General features: G+C 70.9%; 10 protein-coding genes and 3 pseudogenes. 3 read left to right on the top strand and 10 right to left on the bottom strand.

All coding sequences use genetic code 11. The features are described from left to right. The first annotated feature begins 1 nt into the window (after position 1). Positions 2 to 457: a MaoC family dehydratase gene (locus MU852_RS09570; protein WP_249749405.1), complete on the top strand. Its 456-nt coding sequence runs from the start codon at positions 2 to 4 to the stop codon at positions 455 to 457. A 47-nt stretch (positions 458 to 504) separates the two neighbouring features. Here MU852_RS09570 and infB read toward each other — a convergent pair whose 3' ends face one another. The 7 genes and pseudogenes from infB to MU852_RS09605 form a co-directional block, all read right to left on the bottom strand. Beyond that, on the bottom strand, positions 505 to 3,543 hold the full coding sequence (gene infB, locus MU852_RS09575; protein WP_249749406.1) for a translation initiation factor IF-2: 3,039 nt from the start codon (positions 3,541 to 3,543) through the stop codon (positions 505 to 507). A 107-nt stretch (positions 3,544 to 3,650) separates the two neighbouring features. After that, positions 3,651 to 4,309: pseudogene (locus MU852_RS09580) on the bottom strand (RNA-binding protein). Between the two features lie 18 nt (positions 4,310 to 4,327). Beyond that, a complete protein-coding gene (nusA, locus tag MU852_RS09585) occupies positions 4,328 to 6,085 on the bottom strand; it encodes a transcription termination factor NusA (RefSeq protein WP_249749407.1) in 1,758 nt (585 codons plus the stop codon). Then, positions 6,085 to 6,678 carry a ribosome maturation factor RimP gene (gene rimP / locus MU852_RS09590; protein WP_249749408.1) on the bottom strand — a complete coding sequence of 198 codons (594 nt, stop codon included), beginning with the start codon at positions 6,676 to 6,678 and terminating at the stop codon, positions 6,085 to 6,087. The genes nusA and rimP overlap by 1 nt, the downstream gene beginning before the upstream one ends. 127 nt (positions 6,679 to 6,805) lie before the next feature. Then, positions 6,806 to 7,504 carry a tRNA (guanosine(46)-N7)-methyltransferase TrmB gene (trmB, locus tag MU852_RS09595; protein WP_249749409.1) on the bottom strand — a complete coding sequence of 233 codons (699 nt, stop codon included), beginning with the start codon at positions 7,502 to 7,504 and terminating at the stop codon, positions 6,806 to 6,808. Positions 7,505 to 7,605: 101 nt separating this feature from the next. After that, the gene (locus tag MU852_RS09600; protein WP_249749410.1) at positions 7,606 to 7,989 is read right to left on the bottom strand and encodes a DUF983 domain-containing protein; all 384 of its coding nucleotides are present in this window, start codon (positions 7,987 to 7,989) and stop codon (positions 7,606 to 7,608) included. A 61-nt stretch (positions 7,990 to 8,050) separates the two neighbouring features. Next, complete coding sequence (locus tag MU852_RS09605; RefSeq protein WP_249749411.1) at positions 8,051 to 10,030, bottom strand: hypothetical protein; 1,980 nt, start codon at positions 10,028 to 10,030, stop codon at positions 8,051 to 8,053. Here MU852_RS09605 and MU852_RS09610 point away from each other — a divergent pair. Continuing rightward, positions 10,008 to 10,967, top strand: a complete 960-nt coding sequence (locus MU852_RS09610) for a tetratricopeptide repeat protein (protein WP_249749412.1) — start codon at positions 10,008 to 10,010, stop codon at positions 10,965 to 10,967. The two genes, MU852_RS09605 and MU852_RS09610, sit on opposite strands and share 23 nt — an antisense overlap. Positions 10,968 to 11,003: 36 nt before the next feature. Here the strand turns inward: MU852_RS09610 and MU852_RS09615 are convergent, their stop codons facing one another. The 3 genes and pseudogenes from MU852_RS09615 to MU852_RS09625 all read right to left on the bottom strand — a co-directional run bounded on the left by MU852_RS09615 (position 11,004) and on the right by MU852_RS09625 (position 12,647). Beyond that, positions 11,004 to 11,282 (bottom strand): HU family DNA-binding protein, encoded by a 279-nt coding sequence (locus MU852_RS09615; RefSeq protein WP_201217035.1) that lies wholly within the window; start codon positions 11,280 to 11,282, stop codon positions 11,004 to 11,006. A gap of 118 nt (positions 11,283 to 11,400) precedes the next feature. Next, a pseudogene (fliP, locus tag MU852_RS09620) lies at positions 11,401 to 12,195 on the bottom strand (flagellar type III secretion system pore protein FliP); the annotation flags it as partial. Positions 12,196 to 12,371: 176 nt separating this feature from the next. Next, positions 12,372 to 12,647 carry a FliO/MopB family protein gene (locus tag MU852_RS09625; protein ID WP_249749413.1) on the bottom strand — a complete coding sequence of 92 codons (276 nt, stop codon included), beginning with the start codon at positions 12,645 to 12,647 and terminating at the stop codon, positions 12,372 to 12,374. A 151-nt stretch (positions 12,648 to 12,798) separates the two neighbouring features. On the opposite strand from MU852_RS09625, the pseudogene flgB reads away from it, so the two are divergent. Beyond that, positions 12,799 to 13,202: pseudogene (flgB, locus tag MU852_RS09630) on the top strand (flagellar basal body rod protein FlgB). Positions 13,203 to 13,238 lie beyond the last annotated feature (36 nt).

Consider the following 13,238-nt stretch of genomic DNA (forward strand, 5'->3'; position numbering starts at 1 on the left):
GATGCCCAAGACCAGCGAACTGCAGGGCCTGATCGGGCAGGAGGTCGGGGTCTCGAAATGGTTCGAGATCACCCAGGCGCGCATCGACGCCTTCGCCGACTGCACCGAGGACCACCAGTTCATCCACGTCGATCCGGAGGCGGCGAAGAAAACCCCGTTCGGCGGGACGATCGCGCACGGCTTCTTGACCCTCAGCCTGGCCTCGGCCATGAGCTATGACGCGGTCGCGCCGCTGGACGGGGTCGTGATGGGCGTCAACTACGGCTTCGACAAGCTGCGCTTCCTGGCGCCCGTCCCGGCGGGATCGCGCGTGCGCGGCCGGTTCAAGCTGCTGTCGGCCGAGGACAAGGGCGGCGGCCGCTGGCTGCTCAAGCACGAGTTGACGGTCGAGATCGAGGGCGGCGACAAGCCCGCCCTGATCGCGGAATGGCTGGGGATGCAGATGGTCGGCGGCTGAGGCGGCCAAAGGAAAAGGCCCGGAACCTGCGTTCCGGGCCCTTGCCCCTAGTCCAGCGTGCGCTTGATCTCTTCGACCGTGAAGCACTCGATGTAGTCGCCTTCCTTGATGTCCTGGAAGCCGGCGAACTGCATGCCGCACTCCTGGCCCGAAGGCACCTCGTTGACCTCGTCCTTGAAGCGCTTGAGCGTGTTGAGCACGCCCAGTTCCAGCACCACCACGTCGTCGCGGATGATGCGGACGCGCGCGCCCTTGCGGACCACGCCCTCGGTGACGCGGCAGCCGGCGATCTTGCCGACCTTGGAGATGTCGAACACCTGCAGCACCTGGGCGTTGCCCAGGAAGGTCTCGCGCTGCAGCGGCGCCAGCATCCCCGACAGCACGCCCTTCATGTCGTCCAGCAGGTCGTAGATGATCGCGTAGTAGCGGATCTCGACGCCCTCGCGCTCGGCCAGGTCGCGCGCCTGTTTCGAGGCGCGGACGTTGAAGCCCAGGATCGGCGCCCCGGCCGACTTGGCCAGGTTGACGTCGCTCTCGGTGATGCCGCCGGCGCCCGAATAAACGATGCGCGCGCGGACCTCGTCGTTGCCCATCTTCTCCAGCGAGGCGGCGATGGCCTCGCCCGAGCCCTGGACGTCGGACTTGATGACGACCGGCAGTTCGCTGATCTTCTTGGAGCCGAGCTTGGCCATCATGTCGACCAGCGACACCGAGCCGCCCGACACCTGGGCCTTCTCGCGCTTCACCCGCTGACGGTATTCGGTCAGCTCGCGGGCGCGGGCTTCGGAATCCACCACGGCGAAGACGTCGCCGGGCGACGGCGCCTCGTCCAGGCCCAGGATCTCGACCGGGACGGACGGGCCGGCCTCGGTCAGCTGCTCGTTGCGCTCGTTCAGCAGGGCGCGGACCTTGCCCCAGGCGCCGCCGGCCACGACGATGTCGCCGCGCTTCAGCGTGCCGCGCTTGACCAGGACGGTGCCGACCGGGCCGCGGCCCTTGTCCAGCTTGGCCTCGATGACCACGCCTTCGGCCGAACGGTCGGGGTTGGCGCGCAGGTCCATGACCTCGGCCTGGATCAGGATGGCTTCCAGCAGGCCGTCCAGGTTGGTGCGGTTCTTGGCCGAGACCTCGATGATCTGGGTGTCGCCGCCCAGGCTCTCGGCGATGACCTCGTACTGCAGCAGCTCGTTGACGACCTTCTGCGGATTGGCGTCCGGCTTGTCGATCTTGTTGACCGCCACGATGATCGGGGCGCCGGCCGCCTTGGCGTGCTGGATGGCCTCGATCGTCTGGGGCATGACGCCGTCGTCGGCGGCCACCACCAGCACCACGATGTCGGTGACGGTGGCGCCGCGCGCCCGCATCGCCGAGAAGGCGGCGTGGCCGGGGGTGTCCAGGAAGGTGACCTTCTGGCCGTCCTCCAGCCGCACCTGATAGGCGCCGATGTGCTGAGTGATGCCGCCGGCCTCGCCCGCCGCCACGTCGGTGGTGCGCAGCGCGTCCAGCAGGCTGGTCTTGCCGTGGTCGACGTGGCCCATGATGGCCACGACGGGGGCGCGGGTTTCGGACGCCTCGGCGTCGTCGGCCTCGCCCAGGAAGCCCGTCTCGATGTCGGATTCGGACACGCGCTTGACCGCCATGCCGAACTCTTCGGCCACCAGTTCGGCGGTGTCGGAATCGATCACGTCGTTGATCTTCATCATCATGCCCTGACGCATCAGGAACTTGATGATGTCGACGCCGCGCACGGCCATCCGGTTGGACAGCTCCTGCACGGTGATGACGTCGGGGATGACCACTTCGCGCGGACGGTTCGGCGCGTCGGTCGATCCGCCCTTGCGCTTTTCCTTCTCGCGTTCGCGGGCGCGGCGGACCGAGGCCAGCGAGCGCATCCGCTCGGCGGCGTCGCCGTCGCCGACCACGGACTGGATGGTCATGCGGCCTTCGCGGCGCTTGGGCTCGCCGCGCGTGCGGCTGACCGCCTTGCCGGCGTCGGAGAAGCGCTTGTCGCGGTCGTCGTCGCGGCCGACCGGACGGCCGAAGCCGGCGCCGGTCGAGCGGCTGGGACGGGCCACTTCCGGCGTCGCGGGCGGAGCGTTGGGCGCGGCGCGGCCGCCGGGGCCGGTGCGCGGGCCGCCCGGACGGGCGCCGCCGGGGGCGGGACGCGGGTTCAGCGCCGAATAGCGGACCGGCTCGGCCGGACGGGCGCCCTGGGGCCGCGCGCCGGGTGCGCCGGAGCGGGCGCCTTGCGGGCGGTCCGACGACGGGCGCTCGGGACGATCGGAATAGGACCGCTCGCCGCCGCCCATCGCCTGTTCGCGGGCCGAGCGGCCGCCGAAGGCCGGACGTTCGGCGGGCGCGCGCTGCGGATTGCCCGGCTTGGGCGCCCGCTGGCCGAAGTTGACGGCCGGACGTGCAGGCGCGGCCGGACGCGACGGCGCGGCGGGGGGCTGAGTCTGGGCCGGGGTCGGCGCCTGGGCCGCAGGCGCGGCGGGTGCGGCCGGCGCGGGCGCGGCCGGCTTGGGCGCCGGCTTGGCGGCCGGGGCCGGGGCGGCGGCGGCCAGCTTGGCGGCCTCGGCGCGCGCGGCCTCGGCGGCGGCCTTGGCGGCGGCGGCCTCGTCTCGGGCGGCCTGGGCGGCGCGTTCGGTGGCGGCCGCCTGCTCGCGGGCTTCGGCCTCGCGCTGGGCGCGTTCGGCGGCGGCGGCGCGTTCGCGTTCCGCATTGGCCTGGGTGGCCAGGGCGATGGCGCGGCGACGGGCCTCCTGCTCCTCGGGCGACAGGGCGCCGCCGGCGGGCTGGGACGAACGCGGCGCCTGCGGACGCGGGGCCTGGCCCTGGTCGTTGCGCGGACGCGCGACGTCGAAGCCCTGCGGCCGTTGCGGGCCGCTGGCGCCGACGCGGCGCTTGGTCTCGACCACCACCGTCTTGGATCGGCCGTGGCTGAAGCTCTGCTTCACGGTGCCGGTCGAAACCGATCCCGCGGCGCGCGGCTTCAGGCTCAGCGGCGCGCGCGGTCCCGTCTGGGACGGCGCGCCGCCGGTGTTGGAGCCCTGGCCCTGGTTGGTCTTGTCGTTTTCGTCGCTCATCCGGTCGCTTTACTTGGGGCGGAACAGCCCGCCGTCGTCTTCAATGCACATGAACGGCCGTGAGCCCGTCTCCGTCCCTGGAGACAGGCCCGCGCCCGCCAAAATCCTCAACTCGCCCCTGTCGGTGGGGCTCCCGCCGATCCGTCCTCGTCACCGGAAACATCCCAGTGAGGGGGGCGAAGCGGCCGAAATCCGGCCAGTCGTTCGACCTCGATGGTCCAGCGATCGGCCCGTCCGCCCGCAAGCAGGACGGCGTGTATCGCATTTTCCAGCCCGAGGGCCAAACTCAAATCGTCCGCGCCGAACGCGCCGCAGATGCGGGCGGTCTGGTGGGCGGCCAGGGCCAGCAGCTTTCCGCGCCCGTCGGCCGATCCGTCGGACGCCTCGACCAGCCAGGCGGCCTTGCCTGAACGGATCGCCGCGGCGGACTTTCGAAGCCGGAGATAAGCACGCCTTCGCGCCGGGCAAGACCCAGCTGGTCCAGACAGCGCCGGGCCAGCAGTCTCTCGACCATGTCGGACAGGTCGGCCGGGGCCGACAGCGGCGTCTTGGCGGCGCGGGAAAAGCCGTTCTTCCTGACCGCCTGATCGACCGCGGCGCGGGTCGCCTCGACCCACAGGCCGCGCCCGGGCAGCTTGCGCCCCAGGTCGGGGACGACCTGGCCCTCGGGCCCGGCGACGAAACGGATCAGGCGAGATTCGTCCATGACCTGGTGGCTGACCAGGTCCCGGCGTTCCCTATCGATCGTCGCGTCGCGCAAGCTCATGGAGGGCCAGGGTCTCCATCACGCGTCGCGGGACTGTTCGAGGTCTTCGGCGAAGACCTCCGCGTCGCCGTTCTCGAGCTCGGCCTCTTCCAGCCCCTCGGACGAGGCTTCGCCGAACACCTGGTCGGGATCGTATTCGCCCTCGGCGTACTCGCCCTCTTCCTCGTATTCCGGCTCGGGCTGCGGCAGTTCGGACGCGTCGATCCAGCCGGCGGCCACGCGGGCCTGCAGGATCAGCAGCTCGGCGTCCTCCTGGGCCAGGTTGAAGCTTTCCAGCACGCCCGGAACCTTGACGCGCTCGCCGCCGCGGACTTCGTAGCCGCCGCGGATCTCGTCGGTGGCCAGGTCGGCCAGGTCCTCGACCGTCTTGACGCCGCCCTCTCCCAGCGCGACCGCCATGCCCAGGGTCACGCCCGGCACGTCCAGCACGGCGTCCTCGACGCCCAGCTCGGTGCGCTTGGCGTCCAGCTCGGCGGCCTTCTTGTCCAGGAAGTCGCGGGCGCGGGCCTGCAGTTCCTCGGCGGTCTCCTCGTCGAAGCCCTCGATCTCGGCGACTTCGTAAGGCTCGACATAGGCCAGGTCCTCGACCGTGGCGAAGCCTTCGGTGACCAGCAGCTGGGCGATGACCTCGTCCACGTCCAGGGCGTCCTGGAACAGGGCGGTGCGCTCGGTGAATTCCTTCTGGCGGCGCTCGCTATCCTGGGCCTCGGTGATGATGTCGATCTGCCAGCCGGTCAGCTGGCTGGCCAGGCGCACGTTCTGGCCGCGACGGCCGATGGCCAGCGACAGCTGCTCGTCGGGCACCACGACCTCGACGCGGCCGGCTTCCTCGTCCAGCACGACCTTGGACACCTCGGCCGGGGCCAGGGCGTTGACGATGAAGGTCGGCTCGTCGTTGTTCCACTGGATGATGTCGATCTTCTCGCCCTGCAGTTCGGCGACGACCGCCTGCACGCGGCTGCCGCGCATGCCGACGCAGGCGCCGACCGGATCGATGGAGCTGTCGTTCGACAGCACCGCCATCTTGGCGCGCGAGCCGGCGTCGCGGGCGGCGGCGCGGATCTCGATCACGCCGTCATAGACCTCGGGCACTTCCTGGGCGAACAGCTTGGCCATGAAGCCGGGGTGGGCGCGGCTCAGCATCACCTGCGGGCCCTTGGCCTCGGGGCGGACGTCGTAGATGTAGGTGCGGATGCGGTCGCCGATGTTGAACACCTCGCGCGGGATGGACTGGTCGCGGCGCATCACGCCCTCGCCCCGGCCCAGGTCGACGATGGTGTTGCCGTATTCGACGCGCTTGACCGTGCCGTTGACGATCTCGCCGACGCGGTCCTTGAACTCTTCGTACTGGTTGGCGCGTTCGGCCTCGCGGACCTTTCCGGTCACGACCTGGCGGGCCATCTGGGTCTGGACGCGGCCGAATTCGAACGGCGGCAGGACCTCGACGTAGTCCTTGCCGACCACGGCCTCGGGGTCGCGCTTCAGCGCGTCCTTCAGGCGCACCATGGCGCTGTCGTTGAACTCTTCCAGCTCGTCTTCCGGCTGCCAGTCGTCCTCGACGACCGTGACGTGACGCGTCAGGGCCAGTTCGCCGGTCTTGTGGTCGATCTTGGCGCGGATGTCGTGGTGGGCGCCGTAGCGCGACTTGGCGCCCTTCTGGATCGCCTCCTCGATCGCCTCGATGACGATCTCGCGGTCGATGTTCTTCTCGCGCGCGACCGCGTCGGCGATCTGCAGCAGTTCGAGGCGGTTGGCGGAAATACCGGTGACGGCCATCAGGCGTTGTCCTCAGAGGGGGTCTTGGTGTCGGTGTGTTCGGCCGCCCCTTCGGGCAGGCCGTCGTCTTCGGGTTCGCCGCGCGCGGCGCGGATGGCGGCGCCCCGCTTCATCAGGGCGTCGGTCAGCACCAGCTTGGCGTCGGCCAGCCAGTCGAAGGGGATCAGGGCGGTGTCGTCCTCGCCGTCCAGGTCGATCAGGACGTTTCCGTCCTCGAACCCGGCCAGCACGCCCTTGAAGCGCTTGCGGCCCTCGATCATCCGGTCGGTTTCCAGCCGCGCCTCCTCGCCCTCGAACAGGTCGAAGTCCACGGGACGGGTCAGGGGCCGGTCGACGCCGGGCGACGAGACTTCCAGCAGATATTCGCCCGCGATCGGGTCGGCGGCGTCGAACACCTCGGAAATGGCGCGGCTCAACTTGGCGCACTGTTCGACCGAGATGTCGTGGTCGGAGGGGCGCTCGGCCATCACCTGCAGGCGCTGGCGCCGGGAACCCGACATCAGGCGCACGCGCACGACGTCCAGGCCCAGGCTTTCGGCCACGGGGTCGATCAGCTCCAGAAGCTGGCGGTCCTGTGCGGTCTTTGCGCGCAAAGAGGTCGGTCCAAAACAAAAGCGGCGGTCCGTCCGGGCCGCCGCTTCGATACGGCGTCGTCGGACGCCGGTCTAACGATGTGAGAGGCCATATAGGCGCATCACGACCGCTTGTCAGCCCTCTTCGTCACAGCCGCCGGTATTCGAGGAAGATCGGCGTCGTGTCGCCCAGCCGCTTTTCCTCGTAGCGGGTGACGACGTGGTCGGCGGGGGCGGCGAACCAGTCCTGGTCCGCCGGGCCGACCCGTTGCAGGCCCGGCGTGCGCTCCAGGCGTTCCAGCGCCCATTCGGCATAGTCGCGCCAGTCGGTGACGAAGCGCAGCGTCCCGCCGGGCTTCAGGATGCGGGCGAAGGCCTGGGCCGTCTCGTCCTGCAGCAGGCGGCGCTTGTTGTGGCGGGCCTTGTGCCAGGGGTCGGGGAACAGGATCAGCACCCGGTCGACCGAGGCGTCCGGCAGGGCGTCGACCACGTCGCGCGCGTCGTCGGCGTGGATGCGGACGTTCTTCAGGCCCTGCTCGTCGATGTGGCGCAGGGCCGAGGCGACGCCGTTCAGGAACGGCTCGCAGCCGATCACTAGCACGTCGGGCCGACGCGCGGCCTGGGCGGCCATGTGCTCGCCCCCGCCGAAGCCGATCTCCAGCCAGACCTCGGTCGCCTGGGGCGCCAGCGCCTGGGGGTCCAGCGGCCCCGCCTTGGGGTCGGGCACGGCGACCGCCGGCAGCAGCGTATCCATCAAGGCCGCCTGGCGCGGCTTGATCGGGCGGGCCTTGATGCGGCCGAAGGACCGCAGGGGACGGTCGATATGGGGGTTTTCGGGTTCGGACACGGACTTCGGCGGGCGGCGCCCCATCGAACGGGGCCTGAATCTGAGCGCGCCTGACACAGGGTTTGCGCGCCGGTGTCAACCGAGGCCCGGCGCGCGGGGCCTCAGTCGCCGTGCTTGCCCACGCTTTCGAACGTCGGCTCGGCGGCCTTGTGCACATACTGTTCGGCCACCAGCCAGGCCTTGAAGGGGCGCAGGCACCCCAGGCACAGGGCCACCAGCAGCGGCAGGGTCACGACCGCATGGACCCAGATCGGCGGATGGACTGTGAATTCGAACGCCATCATGAAGATCATGCCGATCAGGCCGGCGCCGGACATGACGAAGAAGGCCGGGCCGTCCGCCGGATCGGCGAAGCCGTAGTCCAGGCCGCAGTCCGGACAGCTTTCGCGCAGCGACAGATAGCCCTTGAACAGCGGCCCCTTGCCGCAGCGCGGGCAGCGGCAGGCCAGGCCGGTCTTCAGGGTGCTGAGGCGGGGCGTTTGCATGGGGTCATCCTGAGCCGGAACGCGGCGCTTGTCGCTGGGACGAACGGTCCTATCCGTAACTCTACGGTGAACGGCGGTTAACCGCGATTAAAGGGCTTTGGGGCAAGGGCTTGGAAGATATGTCCGGGGCCCTGGCCAGCAAACGCATCCTGAACACGACCGTGGCGGCCGCCGCGGCCGGCGCCGTCGCGTTCGCCCCCTGGCGCCCCTGGCGCAGGAGGCGGCCTCGCGCGGCGGCGATCCGCTGTCGATCGACATCGGCCAGTCCAGCGAATTCACCCGGCTGGAGTTCGGCGGCGTCATCGGCGTGCGCAGCCAGGTGCGGCGCGACGGCGACAAGGTGGTGGTGCGGCTGGGCACGACCGCCGCGCCCGACGTCTCGCGCCTCAGGGTCGATCCGCCCGAGGGCGTCACGGGGGTCGAGACGCGCCAGGCGCGCGGCGGCACGGACCTGATCATCACCCTGGCCGAAGGGGCCGAGGCGCGGTCCGGCGTCGCCGACGGGGCGGTGTGGCTGAACCTCTATGCGCCGGGCAAGGCGCCCGAGCCGAGCCGCGCCGAACGGGCCGCGACGGAACGCTCGGTGGTGCCGGTCCGCGCCGTGGCCAGCGACGACAAGACGGTGCTGACCTTCCAGTGGGCCGCCCCGGTGGGGGCCGCCGTCTTCCGCCGCGGCGAGGCGGTCTGGATCGTGTTCGACACCGCCGCCCGCATGGACCTGACCGGGGCGCGGGCCCTGGGCCAGGCGCGCGACGCCCGCTGGGCCGCCGGCCCCGACTACACCGTGGTGCGCCTGTCCGCGCCCGAGGGGCTGGCCCTGTCGGCCCAGGGGCAGGGCGGGACCTGGACCGTGACGCTGGGCGGGCCGCCGTCGGGCGCGACCGGGGTGGAGATCGACCGGTCCGCCGACGGCTCGCCGGTGCTGACGGCCCGGATGGCGGGGGCGACCAAGACGGTCTGGCTGACCGACCCGCTGGCGGGGGACCGCTTCGCCGCCGTCACCGCCCTGGCGCCCGGCAAGGGGCTGGGCCAGCCGCGCCGCACCGTCGATCTGACCCTGTTGCCGACCGCCCAGGGCCTGGCGGTCGAGACGCCGACCGACGACCTGAAGATCGACGCCGCCGGGGACCTGGTGACGCTGAGCCGGCCGCGCGGCCTGACCCTGTCGCCGCCGTCGGCCCTGCTGGAGGCGGGCGACCATGACGCCGACGCGCCGCGCAAGGCCGCCCATCCGGCGCTGATCCTGGACGAGTGGGCGCAGCTGGGCCAGGCGGGCTTCTCGGACCGCTATCGCCGGCTGCAGGACGCCGCCGGGCTGGAGACGATCGCCGCCGACGGCGACCCCCGCGCCCCGATCTCGGCGCGGCTGGCCCTGGCGCGCTTCCTGGTCGGATCGGGGCTGGATTACGAGGCCATCGGGGTGCTGAACGCCCTGGTGGACAAGGCGCCCAACATGCTGGGCGAGCCCGAGGTGCGGGGCCTGCGCGGCGTCGCGCGCGTCGGCGTGGGCCGGCTTGAGGAGGCGCAGGCCGACTTTTCCGGGGCGGCCCTGGCCAACGATCCCGCCACCCAGGTCTGGCGCGGCTATATCGCCGCCGAACAGGGCGACTGGACCGAGGCGCGCCGCGCCTTCGCCGCCGGCGCCTCGGTGGTCGACGACTTCCCCCGGGAATGGCGCGCCCGCTTCGGCGCCGCCCATGCGATGGCGGCGATCGAGACGGGCGACCTGCCCGCCGCGCGCCAGCTGCTGGCCTATGTCTTCAGCCAGGACGCCCCGGCGGCGGACCAGCTGACAGCCCGGCTGGTGCAGGCGCGGCTGTTCGACCTGAGCGGCGACAAGGACCGGGCGCTGGCGGTGTACAAGGCGGTGGCGCGCGCCCCGATCGAGGCGATCGCCACGCCCGCGCGCCTTGGGGTGGTCAGCCTGGAGATGGACAAGGGCGCGATCACGCCCGACCAGGCCGCCCAGCAGCTGGAGCAGCTGAAATGGCTGGCGCGGCGACGCCACCGAATTGGCGGTGATCCGCAAGCTGTCGGACATCTATCTGCAGCGTGGCCGCTATCGCGAGGCGCTGGACGCGCTGCGCAGCGCGGGCAAGCGGATGGCCGGCGTGCCGGGCGCGACCGAGATCATGGCCGACCAGTCCGACGCCTTCCGCGCCCTGTTCCTGGACGGCGCCGCCGACGGCCTGCAGCCGGTCCAGGCCCTGGCGCTGTTCTACGACTTCCGCGAACTGACGCCGATCGGCGCCGACGGCGACGAGATGGTGCGCCGCCTGGCCCGCCGGCTGATCGACGTGGACCTGCTGGACCAGGCCGCGGAACTTCTGAAGCACCAGGTGGACGAGCGGCTGGACGGCGTGGCCAAGGGCCAGGTCGCGACCAATCTGGCCACCGTCTATCTGATGGACCGCCAGCCGGAGAAGGCGCTGCAGGCGATCTGGGGCTCGCGCACCACCCTGCTGCCGACAGCGATGAACAGCGAACGCCGGGCATTGGAGGCGCGCGCCCTGATGGATCTGGGCCGGTTCGACCATGCGCTGGAGGTGCTGGACCGGGACCAGTCCGACCCCGCCCGCGAGGTCCGCGCCGACATCCTGTGGAAGCAGCAGAAGTGGGCCGAGGCCGCGGCCCTGTACGAGGCGCGCCTGGGCGGACGATACCGCGACACGGCCACGGCCCTGTCGCCGTCCGAAGAAAGCTGGCTGGTCCGCGCCGGCGTGGGCTATTCGCTGGCGGGAAACCGCGCCGCCCTGCAACGGCTGAGCGGCCAGTACCGGCCGTTCCTGGACCGGGCGAAATCGGCCAACGCCATCCGCGTGTCCCTGGACGACAGCCTGTCGGGCGTGGCGGGGGCCGGCGACTTCTCCGCCCTGTCCAGCGGGGCCGACACCTTCGTCGGCTGGGTCGAGAAGGCCAAGGCGGACTTCCGAACGGAAACGGGCGGAGATCGCGCCGCGACCCCCGCCCGTTCGTAAGCTTCGATCCGTCCCAGGCGGGACGGGCGAAAGGCCTTAGCCGTTTACGGCGTCCTTCAGCGGCTTGGAGACGCGGAAGCGCACGGCCTTGGAGGCGGCGATCTTGATCGTGGCGCCGGTGGCCGGGTTGCGGCCTTCGCGCTCGGCGCGGGCGGCGGTGTCGAAAACGCCCAGGTTCGAGATGCGGACGTCGCCGCCCGACTTCAGGGACTTGTGGATGTTCTCGACGATGGCGGTCAGCACCTTGCCGGCGTCGGCCTGCGAGACACCGGCGTCCTTGGCGACAGCGGCGATCAGTTCGGCTTGAGTGGTCATGAGAAGCGTTTCCAGTGTTAGTCGCCCAATTCAGGGCGAGGACCGGCGGATCAACGCGGATTTCGGACGGCATTGCAAGCGCGGAAAACGCGCAAAGCCTTGCGGGGCGGGGATTATCCCCGCCGGCGCCCCTCTGGAAGCTCTCCACCAGACTGCCCGCGACCAGTCGCCAGCCGTCCACCAGCACGAAGAAGATCAACTTGAACGGGAGGCTGACGACCACCGGCGGCAGCATCATCATGCCCATGGACATCAGCACGCTGGCGACCACCAGATCGATCACAAGGAACGGAACGAAAAGGAGAAATCCGATCTCGAAGGCCCGCTTCAGCTCGCTGATCATGAAGGCGGGCGTGACCACGCGCAGCGGCAGCTCCTGGACGTTCTGGGGCGCCTCGATGCGGGACAGGCGGGTGAACAGGGCCAGGTCGCCCCGGTCCACCTGGGACAGCATGAAAGTTTTCACAGGTTCGGACGCCGCATCGAACGCCTGGGGCAGCTCCATCTGCTGATCCAGCAGCGGACGCACCCCCGAATCATAGGCGTCCTGCCAGGTCGGAGCCATGACGATGGCGCTCAGGAACAGGGCCAGCGACACCAGCACGGCGTTCGGCGGCGACTGCTGCAGGCCCAGCGCCGTGCGCAGCAGCGACAGCACCACCACGATGCGCACGAAGCTGGTGGTCATGATGACGATCGACGGCGCCAGCGACAGCACCGTCATCAGGCCGATCAGCTGCACGACCCGCTGGGTCAGGCCGGAGCCGGTGCCCAGGTCGATGTTGATGGCGGAACCGGACTGGGCCGCCTCCTGGGCCAGGGCGACGACGGGCCAGGCCAGGCACACCAGCGTGGTGAACAGCGACAGCAGGGCGGCGCGCTTCAACTCGGCGGCGGCGGGAACGGCGAAAATCCTCTCCCTCCCCCTGCGGGGGAGGGTGGCCGAGCGGAGCGAGGTCGGGTGGGGCGGGCAAGGCGACGCATCGCCCATCTGTCTTGCGTCGGGCCGCGCGGCCTTGCCAGGCCGCCCCCACCCCGTCGCTGCGCGACGACCCTCCCCCGCAGGGGGAGGGAGAAAACCGAAAGGCTTCACTTGGCGCCTCCGGGCTGGCGCGGCTCGATCAGTTCGCGGCCCTCGCCCAGCAGGATCAGCCGTTCCTCGTCGTCGACGCGCACCAGGACCAGCCGGCGCGCCGGGTCCAGCACCAGGGTCTCGACCACCTGCAGCCGCCGCTCGCCCCTGTGCGCCTGGAGCCGGGCCATCAGCTGGGGCGCATAGCGGCGCACGGCCCAGGCGGCCAGGCCGATCAGGCCCAGGGTGAAGGCCAGGCCGAAGACGGCGCGGAGAAGGTCGAGGAAGTTCATCAGATCGCCCGGCGCGCGTCCGGCGAGGGCGCGCGTTCGGGGGCGACTGTTAACCGGCAGGGTTAACGACCGGTTGAGATAACGGCCTATTAACCATGCAGGCGGCATTTTCTGCCCATCGCGCCCCGCCGGGCGCCGACGGGAGATCGCCATGGGCGTCGCCGACATTCCTCTGCTGGGCCAGATCAAGGGCCGCCTGGGCTGGCTGGACGAGCGCCAGAGGGTCATCGCCTCCAACGTCGCCAACGCCGACACGCCCGGCTACGTCGGCCGCGACCTGAAGCAGCCGACCGACTTCGCCGCGGCGATGCAGAACCGTCGGCTGACCATGACCGCACCAACGCCGCCCACATCGCCCCGGCCGGATCGCCGGTCCGTTTCGATTCGACCCGGGCGCCGGATTCTGAAACCACGCTGGACGGCAATTCGGTGGTGGTCGAAGAGCAGATGCTGAAGATGGCCGAGAGCCGCATGGCCTATGACGCCGCCATCGGCTTCTACCAGAAGTCGATGTCGATGATCCGCCTGGCCGCCAAGAAGCCGGGCCAGGCGTGAGGAAGGACTGACCCATGCCGGACCCCATCCCGCCCT

Origin of the sequence: Brevundimonas albigilva (assembly GCF_023503965.1) — a bacterium.
Taxonomy (GTDB): Bacteria; Pseudomonadota; Alphaproteobacteria; order Caulobacterales; family Caulobacteraceae; genus Brevundimonas; species Brevundimonas albigilva.

What these genes read in the sequence shown, in the direction of transcription:
- infB (WP_249749406.1), bottom strand. Translation starts at nt 3,543, where the DNA reads ATGAGCGACGAAAACGACAAGACCAACCAGGGCCAGGGCTCCAACACC.
- MU852_RS09600 (WP_249749410.1), bottom strand. Translation starts at nt 7,989, where the DNA reads ATGCAAACGCCCCGCCTCAGCACCCTGAAGACCGGCCTGGCCTGCCGC.
- MU852_RS09615 (WP_201217035.1), bottom strand. Translation starts at nt 11,282, where the DNA reads ATGACCACTCAAGCCGAACTGATCGCCGCTGTCGCCAAGGACGCCGGT.
- MU852_RS09570 (WP_249749405.1), top strand. Translation starts at nt 2, where the DNA reads ATGCCCAAGACCAGCGAACTGCAGGGCCTGATCGGGCAGGAGGTCGGG.
- MU852_RS09605 (WP_249749411.1), bottom strand. Translation starts at nt 10,030, where the DNA reads ATGTCCGACAGCTTGCGGATCACCGCCAATTCGGTGGCGTCGCCGCGC.
- MU852_RS09625 (WP_249749413.1), bottom strand. Translation starts at nt 12,647, where the DNA reads ATGAACTTCCTCGACCTTCTCCGCGCCGTCTTCGGCCTGGCCTTCACC.
- nusA (WP_249749407.1), bottom strand. Translation starts at nt 6,085, where the DNA reads ATGGCCGTCACCGGTATTTCCGCCAACCGCCTCGAACTGCTGCAGATC.